15 protein-coding genes are annotated in these 16750 nt (G+C 33.9%); all 15 read right to left on the reverse strand.

Features of this window, described 5'->3' with window-relative positions:
- Position 1: 1 nt before the first annotated feature.
- The 15 genes from AB674_RS04365 to AB674_RS04435 all read right to left on the reverse strand — a co-directional run bounded on the left by AB674_RS04365 (position 2) and on the right by AB674_RS04435 (position 16708).
- Complete coding sequence (locus AB674_RS04365) at positions 2–1396, reverse strand: exopolysaccharide biosynthesis polyprenyl glycosylphosphotransferase (protein ID WP_047774197.1); 1395 nt, start codon at positions 1394–1396, stop codon at positions 2–4.
- 61 nt (positions 1397–1457) lie between these two features.
- Entirely contained in the window at positions 1458–2807 is a 1350-nt protein-coding gene (locus AB674_RS04370) for an O-antigen ligase family protein (RefSeq protein ID WP_047774198.1), read from the reverse strand.
- Positions 2808–2814: 7 nt separating this feature from the next.
- The gene (locus tag AB674_RS04375; protein WP_047774200.1) at positions 2815–3915 is read right to left on the reverse strand and encodes a glycosyltransferase; all 1101 of its coding nucleotides are present in this window, start codon (positions 3913–3915) and stop codon (positions 2815–2817) included.
- Complete coding sequence (locus AB674_RS04380) at positions 3912–5030, reverse strand: glycosyltransferase family 4 protein (RefSeq protein WP_047774201.1); 1119 nt, start codon at positions 5028–5030, stop codon at positions 3912–3914. Before AB674_RS04380 ends, AB674_RS04375 begins: the two co-directional genes overlap by 4 nt.
- A 70-nt stretch (positions 5031–5100) precedes the next feature.
- Positions 5101–6204, reverse strand: coding sequence for a glycosyltransferase family 4 protein (locus tag AB674_RS04385; protein WP_047774203.1), 1104 nt, complete (start codon positions 6202–6204; stop codon positions 5101–5103).
- Positions 6205–7359 (reverse strand): glycosyltransferase family 4 protein, encoded by a 1155-nt coding sequence (locus AB674_RS04390; protein WP_047774204.1) that lies wholly within the window; start codon positions 7357–7359, stop codon positions 6205–6207.
- Between the two features lies 1 nt (position 7360).
- Positions 7361–8740 (reverse strand): hypothetical protein, encoded by a 1380-nt coding sequence (locus AB674_RS04395; RefSeq protein WP_047774206.1) that lies wholly within the window; start codon positions 8738–8740, stop codon positions 7361–7363.
- 44 nt (positions 8741–8784) lie between these two features.
- Positions 8785–9669, reverse strand: a complete 885-nt coding sequence (locus AB674_RS04400; RefSeq protein ID WP_047774208.1) for a hypothetical protein — start codon at positions 9667–9669, stop codon at positions 8785–8787.
- A complete protein-coding gene (locus tag AB674_RS04405) occupies positions 9669–11102 on the reverse strand; it encodes an MBOAT family O-acyltransferase (protein ID WP_047774209.1) in 1434 nt (477 codons plus the stop codon). Before AB674_RS04405 ends, AB674_RS04400 begins: the two co-directional genes overlap by 1 nt.
- A 61-nt stretch (positions 11103–11163) precedes the next feature.
- The gene (locus AB674_RS23185) at positions 11164–11805 is read right to left on the reverse strand and encodes a CatB-related O-acetyltransferase (protein ID WP_053004190.1); all 642 of its coding nucleotides are present in this window, start codon (positions 11803–11805) and stop codon (positions 11164–11166) included.
- 163 nt (positions 11806–11968) lie between these two features.
- A complete protein-coding gene (neuC, locus tag AB674_RS04415; protein WP_047774210.1) occupies positions 11969–13090 on the reverse strand; it encodes a UDP-N-acetylglucosamine 2-epimerase in 1122 nt (373 codons plus the stop codon).
- Complete coding sequence (locus tag AB674_RS04420; RefSeq protein ID WP_047774212.1) at positions 13090–13881, reverse strand: glycosyltransferase family 2 protein; 792 nt, start codon at positions 13879–13881, stop codon at positions 13090–13092. The genes neuC and AB674_RS04420 overlap by 1 nt, the downstream gene beginning before the upstream one ends.
- 8 nt (positions 13882–13889) lie before the next feature.
- Positions 13890–14933, reverse strand: a complete 1044-nt coding sequence (neuB, locus tag AB674_RS04425) for an N-acetylneuraminate synthase (RefSeq protein ID WP_047774472.1) — start codon at positions 14931–14933, stop codon at positions 13890–13892.
- Between the two features lie 4 nt (positions 14934–14937).
- Entirely contained in the window at positions 14938–16044 is a 1107-nt protein-coding gene (locus tag AB674_RS21820) for an acyltransferase family protein (protein ID WP_053004191.1), read from the reverse strand.
- Positions 16034–16708: a cytidylyltransferase domain-containing protein gene (locus AB674_RS04435; RefSeq protein ID WP_047774475.1), complete on the reverse strand. Its 675-nt coding sequence runs from the start codon at positions 16706–16708 to the stop codon at positions 16034–16036. Before AB674_RS04435 ends, AB674_RS21820 begins: the two co-directional genes overlap by 11 nt.
- Positions 16709–16750 lie beyond the last annotated feature (42 nt).

Here is a 16750-nt window from a genome sequence, read left to right on the forward strand (position 1 = left end):
ATTACTGTCCGCGATAAAACACAATTGTAGTAATGGTTTTAAACGTAATACTCAAATCCAGAAAAACGCTTCTGTGTTTGATGTAATACAAGTCATATTGCAATTTTATCAGACTTTCTTCTATCGATTCACCATAAGAATAATTGACTTGTGCCCAACCGGTAAGGCCGGGTTTTATAACGTGCCTTGTTTCATAAAAAGGCATTCTTTGGGCAATTTCATCTACAAAAAACGGACGTTCGGGTCTTGGTCCAATAACAGCCATATCTCCTATAATAACATTGAAAAACTGTGGTAATTCGTCAATTCTGGATTTGCGCATAAATTTTCCAAACGGAGTAACACGTCTATCCCCTGAAGTTGCAAAAGCCACTCCATCAGATTCTGAGTTTTCGACCATTGTTCTAAATTTGTATATTTTAAAAACAACGCCATTTTTACCTACTCTTTCCTGCGTATAGAACAAACTCCCTTTATTCCCAATCAAATTTCCGATAAAAATGAAAGGAATAAAAACACAACAGATTATCAGACCCACGAATGAAAAAAAGAATTCAAAAAAACGAACCTGAAACAAATACAACTTATTATTATTACTTCGGCTAAAAGGGAAAAACCGATAAAAATCTCTTGAAATATAATGCACCGGAATACGCTGCGTTTTGCTTTCGTAAACTTGTGTATACTCCCGAATTATGTTTCCGCCTTCTAATAAATGGAGTAGCTTCTGGTACAACTCAGTCGTTATTCCATCCGTATTCTGAGAGGCTATGACAATCTCTGAGATATTGTGTTTAGAAACAAAATCTTCCAGATCTTCTCTTTTGATTTTTTTCACGTAATGAAAACCCAAATCCTCCTGAACTACCGAATCTGAGTTTACGAAACCCACAATTTTATAATGAGGATCAACATTTTCAAGCCCTAAAACCAATTCTTCGACCTGATTCTGATTGCATATTAAAACTACGTTCTGTACAAATCTGTGAGAAGCCAAAAAATAAACATACAGGTATCTCCAGGCTAATAATGAAAAGAGAATAGCAAAATAAAATACCACAATTGCGATTCTGTGTTTGGGTAATTCCGGCGATAAAATCGGGGTCAGCAAATACACAATTACGGTTGTACTGGTAGTAAATATAGTACTCTTAAGAATCTGAAGCTGGTTGCTTGCGACCTGTAAATTATACATTTCGAAGATAGAGCCGAACATGTAGATGTAAAAAATCAATACAATTTCCCAGTAATAATTTGCGCTTGAAAACTCAAAATACTTAAAATCAAAAGTAACACTCAACAAAAAAAGTGCGCTTAAGACCGAAATAGCATCTAAAATATGAAGTAGTACTTTCCGTTCCGATATTTCGAAATGAATTTTATTATTTAAAAACATTTATTCTATAGTTTAATTTGGGGTAATTAACTCGCAACAAATGTATTATAAAAAAAAGGATTTAATCCAGTGAATGTTCAGGTTTTTCAGGAATGTTAATTTGAACAGAAAGCAGCGCTAAAGCATATATAAAGGCCGGGGCTGCCAATCGCATAGCCGCGTGATTAATTGTTAATAGCCAAAAAGCCCAAAATGAAAGGACAAATACATTTTGGCGGTTATTTACAAAAAACAATAACGGAGTAAACAATAAAATCAGCAAATCTATTATGCCTAAAGTCCCGTGTTCAGCCATCATCCTGGTTATCTCGTTATGAGAAGCCGCTTCAATACCTGTTTCTTCTTCTCTGATTTCTTTATTCTTTCCTACCCCTACTCCCAGAATCGGATTATCAAGAAACATTTGAAATTCGGAAGCGATAAGAACTTCTCTACCCGATAATTTACTCTTTTTCTCTCTTCCTGCTGCATCCTGATTTGCATATCTTTTATTAATCAATCCACTGGTTTGCATTGACGAGTATCCCCAGACCCCTACTCCTGCCAGAAACGTAAGGATGATTACTAAACCAACTTTCGCCTTAGACTTTGCATTTCCTTGTTTGTACAAGACAATTAGAAGCAAAACAATCATTACAATACCGGTCATTACCCCTCCTCTTGAAAAAGTAACAATTCCCCTAAAAGCAAAAACGAGGACTAGAAAACCGTTAACCGCTATGAGCAACTTACTTTTAGAGTTCAATAATAGTTGTACGAAAAACACAAAAATTCCTAAGCCTAAAATAGTTGATACCTGATTGGGGCCAAATCCACCTGAAGTTGCAAAATTAGAATCTGTTCCTCTTACAACATCCTTCACACTTGGAGAATACATAAAAAGATAAGCAGCAATAGAAACCAGGGGCAGAGCCAAGGCCGTTATCACCACCTTTAATCTGTCGAAAGTTATTCTTCTCTGAAAACAGTAAATAGACGAAATCCCTAAACAAACTGGTCCTGAAATATTAAAAACAATTGCTTTCCTGATGTCTGTATCCATATTTAAGGAAAAAACAGATAAAATCACACTTGGAATAAGTAAAATAAAAAAGATCCAGTAGATAAATGCCCGGTTCGAAAAACCGGAATAGATGATCCCAATAAACATAAAGAGTATAACAGCATATTTACCAAATTCATTTAAAATAGCACCGTTTGTCATCCTTAAAAACACCTCAACTGTAATAACATATGCCGACATTATCAGAACTTCATTATTTTTGTTTTTATTTTTCACTATGTAAATAAGTCCAAAAGCGCAGATCGACAAAGCGTATATCTTTGAGGTAAACGGCAAAATAAAAACCAACACAGCAATTGCTGCATGAATGACGAGAAGGTATATGTATATTAGTTTCGGGTTTTTCATTGGTATTTTAATTGGTATTTTTCACCACAAAATTAGTTGAAGATTGCAACCAAAAAATATATTCTTTTATTATTGCATCTTCACTATAATCTGACAGGATTCTTTTATTCAAATTCAACCCCATTTCTGTTCTTAAATTTGGTTGTTCTATCAAGATTTGAATGGCTTCAATAAATTGATCGCTATTATTAGATTCAATAATCTGTCCTTCCTTTTCAGAAGTAATCACTTTGGAAATCTCGCCTACATTTGTTGCAACAACCGGTAATTTGTACAATCCATATTCCAGAACGGCTAAAGGAAGCCCTTCAGAAAAAGAAGGCAGGACCGCAATATCACATTGTTCTAAAGCACTGCCCACATTTTTTACAGCACCGTAAAAAAAGACGGTATCCTGAAGTTTAAATTCGGCCACCATTTTATTTAATCGGTCCGCATATAAATCTTTAAAATCTTTGCCGAACAGATGAAAACTCCAGTCCGGAAATTTATCTTTTATTAGACGGGCTACATTTAATAGTAATTCATAATTCTTTTGGGGACGCAAGTTCGCAACACAAATAATTCTCTTTCCTTCGGATCCAAATAAGGATATTTTTTCATTTAAAATTACTGACTTCTCAATAAAATTAGGAAGAAATATAATATCAGGACAGAACAAATACGATGCTGCCCACTTTTCTAATGCGGTATTCACTGAAATAATACCCTTAAAAAAAACAGAGCCAAATTTAAGACTTAAGCTCTTTCTTAAAGTTAGATCCTGTGAGATTCCATAATGATCGTGCCAGATAATTTTTACTCTCGGAAGCGTTATTTTAGCTAAAACAGCAATAAAAAAAGAAGAACTATGCGCATGAATAATATCAATTTTATTATTCTTCAGATACTTTCTCAGCTGAAAAACAGCTTTAAAATCTACACTCTTTTTTCTCTTTAAAAATAAATAAGACACTTTTTCGTCTATCTGACTTAAAAGCAGCCCTTCTTTCCGGGTTGCAATTAATCCCGAAAAAGTAATTTTCTTAGCCAGAGCATTAGCATAATTTACTGCCATTCTCTCTGCTCCACCCGTTTCTAAAGAGTCTATAAGCTGTACAATTCTCATTCTGTGAGTATCTTTTTAATCTCCGTTTCAAAAACAGTTGTTGTATAATTCTGTGACCATTCCAGTGCCAGCTTGCTTTTGGAAAAAAAAGCTTTTTCATTCTCCAGTATTTCTTCCAGTTGAATTACATCTTTCTCTAAATCCATATCCAACAAGATCCCTCTGTTTCCATAATCGAGCATAAAAGGAACGCACGAAACTTTGGTTGCAACAGGTACGCATCCCCAAAACATACCTTCGGCTATTGCTTTAGGCCAGCCTTCACTTTTAGATGGCAGTACTACAAAATGACTTTTTTTATATGCTTTTTTTATGATATCCTGGTTTTGGTTACCGTGCAATAAAACATGGTTTTCTAATTGATTTACTTTAATATAGTCCCGTAAAATCTCTTTTTCAACTCCTTCTCCATAGATATTCAAAACGACGTTTTTACCTTTTTTAATCAGTTTCTCCGCCAGTCGTATTGCGTAAATCGGATTTTTACCTTTAACTAAGCTTCCGACGAAAATCAATTCTATTACCGGATCAAGGCTTGGTTTTTCTATGCTTTCCTTCTCAGATACTGAATAGGTCGCTGTAAAAAAGGGCTTTATATTTTTAGATTGGTTTTCCCAATCTCCGTAAACCAAAACCTGCATATTTTTGGTCAAAAAAGTATTGCTTAAAATATATTTTTGTATCCGATACGCCCACGGTTGTTTACTTTTTGGATCCCAATTACCTGCATATTTGGCTGTTTTTGTTTTATTCGGAAATAAAATCTGCACCAGACATCCCAACAAACCCATATTTCCCGGACAACGCAAATGAATGTGATCTGCAGTTTGCATTGCTTTATAAATCCTCCACGATACCAAGGGCAAAAAAAGAAGACTCCTTAAAATACCAACAGGCGTAGTTAATGCCAAAGCAGGAACTTCCTGAAAATTAAGCTCGGGGTGTTGATAAACCAAATCAATGTTGCCGACTTTATCTTTAACTAAAGGAGCGACAATACTGACCTGATCTACATATTTAAACCAGATATTCATCTCCCAGACATACGGCCCATAACCGCACAAATGAGTCTCTTCCTTTTTATGGAGAACATGGGTGATGATTGTAAAATTCATAGATTCTGAGCTTTTTTCTGTGACAGAAAGGGTTCTTTTAAGTAGTATTCCGAATGCAATTGGATTTCCCTTACTTTCTTTCGATTATTTTTTTCATCATTGCGCTATAGGTTTCAATACCAAATTTTTCTACAAATGTTTTCCTTGCCTTAATCCCCATCTCATATTGATTTTCAGCACTATTTTCTACTCTTTCAAAAAGCAAAACCATTTCTTCTCTAGTAGGATTAAATTTAAAGCAATCTATCCCCTCTTCCAGTTCTGTAGAAAGTCCTGTGGTATTTGAAATTAACAAAGGAGTCTGATTCATCATCGATTCTAAACCCACTGTTGGTAAATTATCAAATTTAGAAGGTATAATAGTATAATGACTTTCATTGAGATATTTATCAATTTCATTATAAGTTAACGCCCCAACAAAATTAATCTTGACATCGTTACCTATTAATTCCTCAATTTGCTTGTGCTGACTACCGCTGCCTGCAATATTCAAAATAATTTTTGATGTCTTAAATTTCTCTTTATAAACTAAAAAAGCATGAATTAAATCAATAACTCCTTTTGATGGTTCGAGCCGCCCTAAATAAGATACTACAATAGAGTCTGAATTTAAACTACTTTTTCCATTAAACCTGTCTTTCATCGGATTCACAACTTTTATCCCTTTTGTGCATCCAAAATAGTATTCCAGATCTTCTTTAGCTAAGTCCGAAGGACAAATAACCTGATCTGCAAACCATTTATAAAGCAGTTTCTTTCTGTATTTTTTGAAATTCCTTTTCAAAGAGGAACTCGAAACATCTTGCTGAATCTGAGTAGACAATGTATGATAATAGGGAAATGTTTTAATCTTACCCAGTGAAAGTATTTTAGATACTATGGTAGTGATGTTAACATTTACAAAATGGCTTATTAGTACAGTTGGCCTGTATCTCCAATAGAGTTTAGCGAACCAAAGCGCATCCTTAAATTTTACAGGTCTGTTTGCTGTTGGCCAGGAATAAACGGAAAGTTCTCCTTCTCCGATATTTTCTTTGAAGGGTTTGTTAAAAAAAGGGTTGTGCGAAATAAATACAACACTATTGCCTGCACGTGTTAAATCACGAGCTAAATAATAACTCATAAAAGAAAATGAACTTTCGGTATAATTATGTGCTATTAAAATTGTTTTCATTTATTCGTTACCTAAAATTCCCATCTTATAAAAATCAATATTCTGAAGAACAATATTCTCTAAACCATATTTTTCAAGTACAACTTCTCTGGCCTTTTTCCCCATTACAATTGATTTTTCCTTGTTATCAAAAGTCCAAATAATCTTCTGAGCTATATCTGCAGGGTTATGTGGGTCACATAACAAGCCTGTTTTATAATTTTCTATTGTCTCCGGCCCGGGGCCTAATTTGGTAAAAACAACGGCTTTTTCCATAGCCATCGCCTCCGGTGCGACTAGCCCCTGTGTTTCCATATGAGACGGGAATACACAAACTGTAGCTTCTGAATACACTACTGGTATATTTGTATATGGAATTGCACCATGAAAATGAATGTCTTTTACAAGCTCTCCTAATTGCGGCAACTCTTTTTCTTTCAAGAGCTGCAGATAAGAACTATCGTCAGGGAAAAACCAATCTCTACCGTATATTTCTAAAGTTGCCTCAGGGTATTCTTTTTTCACCAATGGAAAAGCTTGTATTAACTGACGAATTCCCTTCTTCTCGCAAACCGTACCTACAAAGACAATTTTCGATTCAGGAACTTCTTTTACCATTGGCTGAAACAATGTTGTGTTTATCGGGTTTTTAATATAGGCAACAGCTTTCCCGTTATAACTTAAATATTTTTCGGTGTGCGTTTTTACATATTGAGAAACAGCAATAAAAGCATCGCTGTTTTTAAACGATCGGTTCTCTTGAAATCCTTTCCATTTATTGATTTTTCTATTTTCACTTTCCGCAAAAAAATGATGACCTCCGTGAAGTCGTATGATGTATTTTATAGTCTTTATTTTGCTGATAAAAGCAAGACCTAACTCAGAAGACTCCACTATATTGATCGGATTGCCTTGGTGAATTTCTTTTATCTTTTTGTTAATTGCTTTAAAATTAAAATACCAGGAAATCATTTTTAAAGTACTTCTTTTTAAACGATAGACATGCACACCGTCTACAATTTCGATCTCGTCATTTAAAGTATAATTAATCCCGATTACCGAAACATGAATTCCTCTTTTGACCAATGCTACAGCCAGAGTCTTTACAAAACTACCTATCCCGCCATGAGGAAATCCTTCTTTTGGATATTCATTTGTTAAAAAACAGATGTGCATTTTAATTGGCTTTAATGATTTCTCTTATTCTCATTGAGGCATTTTTATAATCTTCCAGTACTGTTTTTTTCCATTCGATCATCTGCAAACTACAACTCTTTTGAAGCGTTAGCTTTTCTACAATTTCCGCTTTATTGTTCAGCCAAATTACGGCATCTTTATTAGGCATACTCTTGAAATGCTGAAATTGATAAATCGTTTTTACCGACCAATCTCTCACATTTTTAATTGGCTGATCGTAATTAATAAAGACACAAGGTTTGCCGAACATGGCAAAATCAAAAGCCATAGTCGATCCAACATTCACCACTATATCCGAGTAAAAAGCAGTGCTGACTAACAACTTTACGTCGTCAACCGATGGATACACTGTACTCCATTCGTCTGTAGTATTAAAATACCACAAAGGAGCGGCTTCTTTTATCAAATCTTTATATTTATGTACAACAGCATCATATCTACCTGAAAAATCGACCGGACATCTTCTGAACAAAATTTGATATTCATCCTGCAAATTAGCTTTTATCAATTCTTCGGCAATATCATTCAAGTACGCCGGATCATCGGGAGATGTCTTTGTATCATCACCTGAAAAGCAAATGATTTTTTTATTTAAATCTAAATTATAGCTCTTGTAAAAAGTCTCTTTGTCAATACTGTTTTTTTTCTCTTCGTAAAACTCAAATTGAGAAGTTCCAGTAATAGCAATCTTTTCTGATGGAATTTCAGGATAATACAGCTCTAATTCTTTTTTCATGTAAGCGGACCATACCAAATAATTATCTGCTCTTAACGCCATTCTTGCCTTTGGCAAATTATCCCAGGAATAAATTACAGTTGCTGTCTTAATTCCCAGATCGGTCGCAGCGGCAAATATAGTGGCTACTTTCAGCGCACGTTGGTGCGAGCAAAAAACAGTTTTTGGCTGTACCTCTTTTAGTATATTTTTTACCTCATCGTAAAAAATATTCTGACGGATTGCTTTTTGGTATTTTTCTTCTAATTTGAGAATATTGGAGTATTCTTTAAAAAAAGGAGCTGCCATCTCAATTAGTTTATAAAAAACCTTTTTCGAAAATGTCTTTTGATTCCAATTCCAATTGGTCAATAAGGAAGTATTTTTTACTTTTTGGGTATTATAATAGAGTCTGGAAAGGCAAATTAATTCTCTTAAAAATTTCTCTTTAGCAGATTCTTTGTAAGCCGGAATAGTAATTTCGTCATCAATTGCTACATTATCTTTAATCGCATTTACCGTTTCAGTATCAAAATTATGAAACAATACTAAATCCTCTTCCATATCTTTAAAGACATTAGAATACAGATAATTTCTAATTCCGACTCCATCGGGAAAGAGCAATAAAATTTTATCCTTCTCCATTCAAAAATTCAATCATTAACTTATAATTCTTAAAACTGGCCTGGTTACTTTTTACCAAAAAAATCATTTATAATTCTCGCCGTAAAAATCTTTGCTCCGGTATCGTTCATGTGTCCACAGGATGAGAAATACTTGTCTTCGACTACTACATTTTCATAATTATGAATTTCAGGATAGGCCTTTTTTACTTTGTCAAAATAGTTCATTCCTTTAACATTCTCGCACATTGGTGTCATTACCACTATAAAATTAATGCCATTGGCTTTGCAGATATCCTTAATCTCTTGGTAGTATTTATTATGAGGCAGTGGATTCAGATTAACAATATTGTTTTTCATATTCCCGTTTTTTGTTTTGAACAAAGGGTAATATCCTAAATTATCCAACATAGATGTTTTTTTATGAATTGCAGTAAAAAAAGCCTCTCTAAATCCAATTTTGCCATCGTACTTTATATAGCGATAAAAAGGCAGGTAATACAACTCATTGAAATCTTTTTCGTTTTCAAAATGTTTTTTTATTGTTTCAGAACTGTGAATGTAGGGTAAAAACAAGGCCGAAATCCCCTCGGACTTCTCCTCGCCGGAAAGATTTAAATCGGCTTCTAAGATTACATTCTTAATCACATATTTTCTTTCGATCATTAACTTTAACATCAGTGAAGCTTCGAAAAGATGCCCCCCGCTCATTCCGTAATTAAATGTTTTCAATCCTTTATCCTCAAACATTTGTGGGACAAAATGGTTATTGGCACGAGAAGAGCCTAGGATTACGACGTCATATTTTTTCGCTTCAGAATTTACTACCGTTTCGACCTTACCACGGTTTTTTGATTGCATAAAAACAACGGTATACAATCCGTCCAGTATAACCGCTACAAGAGCTGTTACGAATATAATTTTGACTGTATAAATTAAAAAATTCTTCATTAAAACTGAAAATATATAAATTCTTTATAATCTGAATAGGTTCCGAAAGCTAGTATAGCCACGATGGCCAATGCCAATTTAAGCATGCTTCTTTTTCCTGAAAGCGGTTCAATTTTGTTTCTGTTATTCCATTCAACCAAAACAAACAAACCAATCATTACTAACAATTCGTAGCTGTAACGTTCGTTATCTAAATATTGAAAGCTGAAATCTCTGTTTGTAACTATTCTTTTTAAATAAGAAACAGCATCTGTAATAGATCTGGCTCTAAAAAACACCCAGGCAACACAGGTTAGTAAAAAAGTATAAAGAATACTCATTAGTACTTTTACGGAATCGAAATTAAATTTCAGCTCAATTGCATCCATATTATTGCGATTGCTGTTTGACAAAAGTAAAGGCAGGAAATACACAGCGTTTATAAAACCCCAGACTACATAAGTCCAATTGGCGCCGTGCCAAAATCCGCTGACCACAAAAATGATGAATGTATTTCTGATTTTCATCCCAAGGCCACCTTTGCTTCCTCCCAATGGGATGTATAAGTAATCACGAAACCAAGACGACAACGAAATATGCCAGCGACGCCAGAACTCGGCAATATCTCTGGAGAAATAAGGATAATTGAAATTTCGTAACAAGTCTAAACCAAACAATTTTGAAACCCCCAATGCGATATCCGAATAGCCTGAAAAATCTCCATAAATTTGAAATGCAAAATATACGGCTCCCAAAATAAGAGAGAACGAATTCATTCCTGTATAATTATCAAAAATAGCATTGGCATAGGTTGCACAGGTATCTGCAATAACTACTTTTTTTACCAGACCCCAAATGATTTGATAAACACCTTCTTTTGCCAGTTGAAAATTAAACTCTCTTTTTACTTTTACCTGTGGCAATAAGTGTGTGGCTCGCTCTATTGGTCCTGCCACTAAAAGCGGAAAATAGCTTACAAAAAGAGAATAATCTACAAAATTGTATTCTGCTTTTATTCTTTTGTAATAGATATCAATAACATAGGATAGTCCGTGAAAAGTGTAAAATGAAATTCCTACCGGAAGTATAACCTCTAATAAAATCGGACTTGCCTTAACTCCCGCCGAACTTAATAATTCTGCGAAAGAAGCTGCAAAAAAGTTGTAATATTTAAAAATTCCCAGAAATCCTAAATTGACTAAAATACTAAGCCAAAACCAGAATTTTCGGCTTTTTTCAGATCTTCCTTTTTCGATCTGAATACCGGTATAATAATCCAGAAATGTAGAAAAAACCAGTAAAAACAAGAATCTCCAGTCCCAACACGAATAGAAGTAATAACTCGCTACAATCAATAAGGCATTTTGGGTGCTTTTGGTTTTATTGAAAACAAACCAATATAGAAAAAAGACGATTGGTAAAAAAATAGCAAACGCTAAGGAGTTAAAAAACATAAATTGAATTAATTATTAAAATGCAAATGCTATTTATTTATTTATTTATGGCTACAATGAATTACTTAAACCACTTGGTAGTGAAATCATGAATCGAAATGTAAAAATCTCCTACGTTCTCTTCTACTTTATCGGGGCTCCAATTCCACCATTGTATTTTTTTCATTTTGTCGATGGTATCGAGATCATATTTCATTTTTACAATTACTCCGGGAATTCCTCCAACAATTGCGTAATCCGGAACATCTTTTGTAACCACTGTACCTGCCAGAATTGTAACTCCGTCTCCAATTTTTACATTGGGCAAAATTATGGCATTCATTCCAATCCACACATCATTGCCGACTATGGTTTTACTTTCCTCTGTTCTAATATTTCTTTTAAAATCAGACTGGGTACTGCTACCGATCGGTAACTCTTTATTAACAAGGTGATTGAAGTGCGGATAACTTGTGACCTCACTTATCGTATGATGCCCTGAATCTAATATAAAATTCACATCATTGGCTATCGAACAGTATTTTCCAATTTCTAATGCTGAATTTTGGTGCCATTGCCAGACAAATGCTCCATTATGATAAGTTTTATAGCCTATAGAAACATTTTTAGCCTTATGCAAATAGGTTTTATTTTGACCTTTTAAAAAGTCCAAATATCCTTTTCCCAGAATTGTCCACGCTATTCTTCGAAAAAACTGTTTCATTTTACTTTTCCTTAGCTTGATAGCTCATTTAATTGAAAGGCACTCGTATTCCAAAACGAAACAACATTGTTATTTTCAAGACCAAATTCACAAAAAAGGGCAGACGCAAAATTTCGTAAACCAATCCCCGAGTATCCTAAAATAAAAGCCTTATTGTTTCTCATTAAAAATCTTTAAACTGCTTTTGGTGATTCAGCTGCCAAATATCGTTTTTCTTTAGTGAATCCAAAAACAATTCGCTGCTATTTCCTTGTCCAAAATCAGTAGTAGAAGCCTGAACTTCGTGAGAATCTATAACCGATAATGCTTCTTTTATACTTTCGGAAGCATAATCTGTATTGATAATATCGGCATGAACGGCCCTATTCTGCTGGCGGGTTCCGATATTAATGATTGGAATTCCATAATAAGGAGCTTCTCGAATTCCGGCGCTGCTGTTACCTATAATAAACTGGCTGTTTTTTAGCAGGGTTAGAAAGTATTCAAAACGAAGAGATGGGAAAATTCTGAATCTTGTATTTTGTTTTAACTTTTCATAGGAATCTAAAATAAATTGACTCCCTAAATCATTATTTGGAAAAATGACAATATAATTATGATCATCCGCCAGTAAACAATCGACAAAAGTAGCTGCATATTCTTTCATGGATTGAAATTCCGTCGTTACGGGGTGAAACATCACAATGGCGAATTCCTGAAACGGAATTTCATAATATTTCTTGGTGATCTCTAAATCGGGTAGTGTATCAGAGAACATAATATCAATATCGGGCGAACCTATAGCAAAAACAGATTCTTTTATTTCTCCCATTTGAATTAATCTTCTCTTGGCCTCTTTATTCGACACAAAATGAATGTGACTTAATTTACTAACACTATGACGGATTAACTCATCAACGGTTCCTGAGACTTCTCCACCTTCAATATGAGCGACCAAAATATTATTTAAAGACCCAACGATAGCTCCTGCAAGTGTCTCTACACGATCACCATGCACCACAATCATATCGGGGTTGATCTTTTTACAGTAATTGGATAAACCTTCGATTGTTTTGGCCAAAGTTAAATCCATTGTGGTTTCGTGCGTGTGATTTTCGAAAGTAAATACATTCTTAAAATTACAGCGCTCAATTTCGATTAAGGTATACCCATAAATTTCCTGCAGATGCATTCCGGTCACAAAGACATAAACTTCAAATTCCGGTTGTGCTTCCAGAATTGAAATCAGCGACTTTATTTTACCAAAATCGGCTCGGGTTCCTGTTAGGAAAAGGATTTTTTTCATTAATTCGAAACTTTCTTTTTGGACTGTTTTTGAATTTCAATTTTGGCTTTCAAAAGCAAGAATTCATGATTCATTGATTCAAAATATTTTTTGGTATTGGCAAATAGTATATTCTTTAAAAACGAACCCCAAATAACGGTTGTACTGAGAAACTCTTTTTGTCGTAATACATTCGAGGCAATGGTTTCGTTTTTATATCTCGCAATATTTCCTTTTACCGTCCTTTTTATGAAATAAAAATAAGTTTCGTTCAAATCTATTATTTGAAAGTCGTTCTTAACTACCCTGTCGGACCATTCTTTATCTTCAATTGCAACGAGCTCTTCATTAAACTTAAACTGCGCCCACACTTCTTTATTTATTAAAGCACAGGCGGCCATTAAACCACTATCAAGAGGTTCTAGTACTTTAAAATTATTTATTACTGCTCGCTTATAATTCTCTATACTATTAATATATCTTATTCCTGCTATATTTTCATTGGCAGTTAAAGCAGCTAATGTATTTTTAAAGAAACTCGTGCCAACCGGAACCGCATGGGCACTTAACAATAAAACATATTTGGTTGCCGCAGCTTCGATCCCTACATTTATTGCTCTTCCGTAGGTAAAGTCTTTTAGATTTACCACCCTGCAATTGTATTTTAAGGCTATCTCTATGCTATTGTCTGTCGAATAATTATCTACAATTATAATTTCTTTATAGTCTCCGGAATATACATTTGTAATAATAGACAGAATATTCTCAAGAGCTTTTGCCTCATTTTTATTTCTAATAACAATAGATATCATAGCCTTTTTTAGTGTTGAAAATCAGAAAAATCTAACTGCTCATCGTTTTCTATATCTCTTGTTGCCACTTTTCCAATTAGATCATTAAAATGTTCTGCCAGAATTTTTCCTGTACCGGGACGTTTTACCCAGATATTCTCTTTTGATAATTTTTCTCCTTTTTTAATTGGTGCAATCGCGCAAACTGTTGCAAAAGCAAAATCTATAGTTACCTGCTCCTCTAGTGCCGGTTTTTTTGTTCCCCCGCGCATTAAAGCAATTTCGGCACTCGAAACAATTAATTCACCACAAGCTTTTTCATCCATACTGCAAACAATATCCGGACCTGTGCGTTGCATATGATCTGTAAAATGGCGTTCTAAAATACTGGCTCCAAGAGCAACAGCTCCCAAACAGGCATTATTATTTAAGGTATGATCACTCAATCCGAAAACTTTATCAGGAAATGCCTCATGCAATTCGGTCATGGCTCCATAACGAACCAAATGAATTGGTGTTGGATATAGGTTAGTCGTATGCAACAGAGCAACGGGAATGGCATGTTTATCAAAAATAGCCACCGCTTTTTGAATACTTTCAATCGTATTCATACCTGTGCTCAAAATAACCGGTTTCCCAAAAGAAGCAATATGTTCCAGTAGTGGATAATTGTTACATTCTCCTGAACCAATTTTATAAGCCGGTATATCAAATTTCTTTAATCTTTCTGCTGCTGCTCGTGAAAAAGGTGTTGAAATAAAGATCATACCTTTACTTTCAACGTAATTTTTAAGTTCCAGTTCCTCCTCTTCATTTAAGGAACAACGCTCCATGATTTCATAAATAGAAACATCTGCATTACCAGGAATTACTTTTTTGGCAGCACCACTCATTTCGTCTGCAACAATATGCGTCTGGTGTTTTACAACCTCAACTCCTGCTCTATATGCTGCATCAACCATTTCTTTAGCAACCTCAAGAGATCCTTCGTGATTAATTCCGATTTCGGCAATAACTAAAGGTGGAAAATCCGCTCCGATTTTTCTACCGGCAATTTCTATGTATGGATTCATATTTTTATTTTTCATTATTAAAAACAGACAATGCTTTTTTCTTATTTAAAAAAGGAGTTTCTATATAGCGATAAGAAATACCTGAAATAATAATTGTCAAAATTATAGACAAAATATAGATAAGCCAATCCTCTACAATATCCAATTTAAATAAAATATTTAATACCAAAACAATTACTATTTGATGATACATATATAAGCCATATGATATTTTTCCCAAATAATTTAAAATTCTGTTTTCCAGTATTTTTTTTAATTGAGGGTTATAAACGAGACACAATATTAACATGCCAAAAAGAAGTGGATATAAACATCTACTTACATAATGGTTTTCGAAATTTAATGTAATCAGTACTATTGTAGAAATACTCACAATTATAAATAAAGGTGTATAGGTAAAAAATCTAATAACCGGATGTTTGCTATACATTAGATAGGCTAACATGGCTCCAATTGTAAGGGCATCCAGTTGAAAGCTATAGATAAAACCTATTATTAAATTGGAATACGGAACACTTTGCAAAAACGTCATATCAATTAGATACAAAAGGGCATTATAACCAAAAATTAAGAATATAAATAACAGACTTAATCTTCTAACATTGTTTATTATCCATGGCCAAATAAGATAAAATTGTTCTTCAGTTCCAATTGACCAAGTCTGCGCTGCAAACGGAATTATTTTAATCTGAATCAGCAAATTTGGCAGAAAGAAAACGAATAAAAGAATGACGATCAAATATTCAAAAGAATTCTTCAGATCTATTCGCATTCCCGGAATTTGAAATAAATCAAAAAAAGGAAGTACCCCTAAGGAAAGAATCACAATAACAAAGTACAAGGGCCAAATTCGCAATATTCTTCTGGTGTAAAACTTTTTATATGCAACTGTTGCATATTTTCCCTTTTCCATAAGTAGAAGAAAAGTAATTAAAAACCCGCTTAAAACAAAAAATAATGAAACCCCTAATTTTCCAATGTGCTTAATTTCCTGAAAATGATTAGATATCCCAAAAAGCCCTTTATTTAACTCTAAATGACTAAATATCACCATAAAAGCCGCTATAGATCTTAGTCCATTTAAATTAGGAAAATAAATCTTATCCTTCATTTTGATTTAATGCTTGTATAAATTGTGCGTATTTAAAATCGTTTTCGGTATCAATATCAACTTGTGCAAAAATATGATTTACTTCGAACGGAAATGCATTTTCTGAAATAATAATATCATCCAAAATTAAGGATGCTTTTGTGATATATAACAATCCATTTTCGAAGAAAAGAGGCTCTAAATCCTGACTCCGTTGTCCAATAGTATAATTAAAAGGAGTAAACTTTTTATTAGTGATTTTTCCAAATTTCTGATGATTTCTGGTCACTGTAAATAGACTGTCAACGTTTTCTTTTTGATAGGCTTCGAAAGTTTCTGCTAACAAATTCTCCGGTCGCAACGGATTAGTGGCTTGCAGTAAAATTACGTTTTCGATGTCATTACTTTCAATAGATTCCAAAACATGTTTTAATGCTGAAACAGTGGGCTCTAAATCACCTGAAATTGTGGCAGGTCGATCAATTACCTTTGCTCCAAATTGCAAGGCTATTTTTTTTATTTCAGCATTATCTGTCGAAACATAAATTTCGTCAATTATGGTATCGTTTTGCTGGGCATATAAAATAGAATGTACTATTAAAGGCAATGTTCCAAAAATCTGAATGTTTTTATCCGGAATTCTCTTTGAACCTCCCCGAGCGGGAATAATAGCTATAGTTTTCATAATTTTTCTGTTTTTATCAAACTGCATTTTCAGAAAGTGCCA

Origin of the sequence: Flavobacterium sp. ABG, from assembly GCF_001027725.1 — a bacterium.
GTDB lineage: Bacteria > Bacteroidota > Bacteroidia > Flavobacteriales > Flavobacteriaceae > Flavobacterium > Flavobacterium cupriresistens.

Coding starts and splice junctions, on each gene's coding strand:
- AB674_RS04365 (WP_047774197.1), bottom strand. CDS start 1,396: ATGTTTTTAAATAATAAAATTCATTTCGAAATATCGGAACGGAAAGTA.
- AB674_RS04370 (WP_047774198.1), bottom strand. CDS start 2,807: ATGAAAAACCCGAAACTAATATACATATACCTTCTCGTCATTCATGCA.
- AB674_RS04375 (WP_047774200.1), bottom strand. CDS start 3,915: ATGAGAATTGTACAGCTTATAGACTCTTTAGAAACGGGTGGAGCAGAG.
- AB674_RS04380 (WP_047774201.1), bottom strand. CDS start 5,030: ATGAATTTTACAATCATCACCCATGTTCTCCATAAAAAGGAAGAGACT.
- AB674_RS04385 (WP_047774203.1), bottom strand. CDS start 6,204: ATGAAAACAATTTTAATAGCACATAATTATACCGAAAGTTCATTTTCT.
- AB674_RS04390 (WP_047774204.1), bottom strand. CDS start 7,359: ATGCACATCTGTTTTTTAACAAATGAATATCCAAAAGAAGGATTTCCT.
- AB674_RS04395 (WP_047774206.1), bottom strand. CDS start 8,740: ATGGAGAAGGATAAAATTTTATTGCTCTTTCCCGATGGAGTCGGAATT.
- AB674_RS04400 (WP_047774208.1), bottom strand. CDS start 9,669: ATGAAGAATTTTTTAATTTATACAGTCAAAATTATATTCGTAACAGCT.
- AB674_RS04405 (WP_047774209.1), bottom strand. CDS start 11,102: ATGTTTTTTAACTCCTTAGCGTTTGCTATTTTTTTACCAATCGTCTTT.
- AB674_RS23185 (WP_053004190.1), bottom strand. CDS start 11,805: ATGAAACAGTTTTTTCGAAGAATAGCGTGGACAATTCTGGGAAAAGGA.
- neuC (WP_047774210.1), bottom strand. CDS start 13,090: ATGAAAAAAATCCTTTTCCTAACAGGAACCCGAGCCGATTTTGGTAAA.
- AB674_RS04420 (WP_047774212.1), bottom strand. CDS start 13,881: ATGATATCTATTGTTATTAGAAATAAAAATGAGGCAAAAGCTCTTGAG.
- neuB (WP_047774472.1), bottom strand. CDS start 14,933: ATGAATCCATACATAGAAATTGCCGGTAGAAAAATCGGAGCGGATTTT.
- AB674_RS21820 (WP_053004191.1), bottom strand. CDS start 16,044: ATGAAGGATAAGATTTATTTTCCTAATTTAAATGGACTAAGATCTATA.
- AB674_RS04435 (WP_047774475.1), bottom strand. CDS start 16,708: ATGAAAACTATAGCTATTATTCCCGCTCGGGGAGGTTCAAAGAGAATT.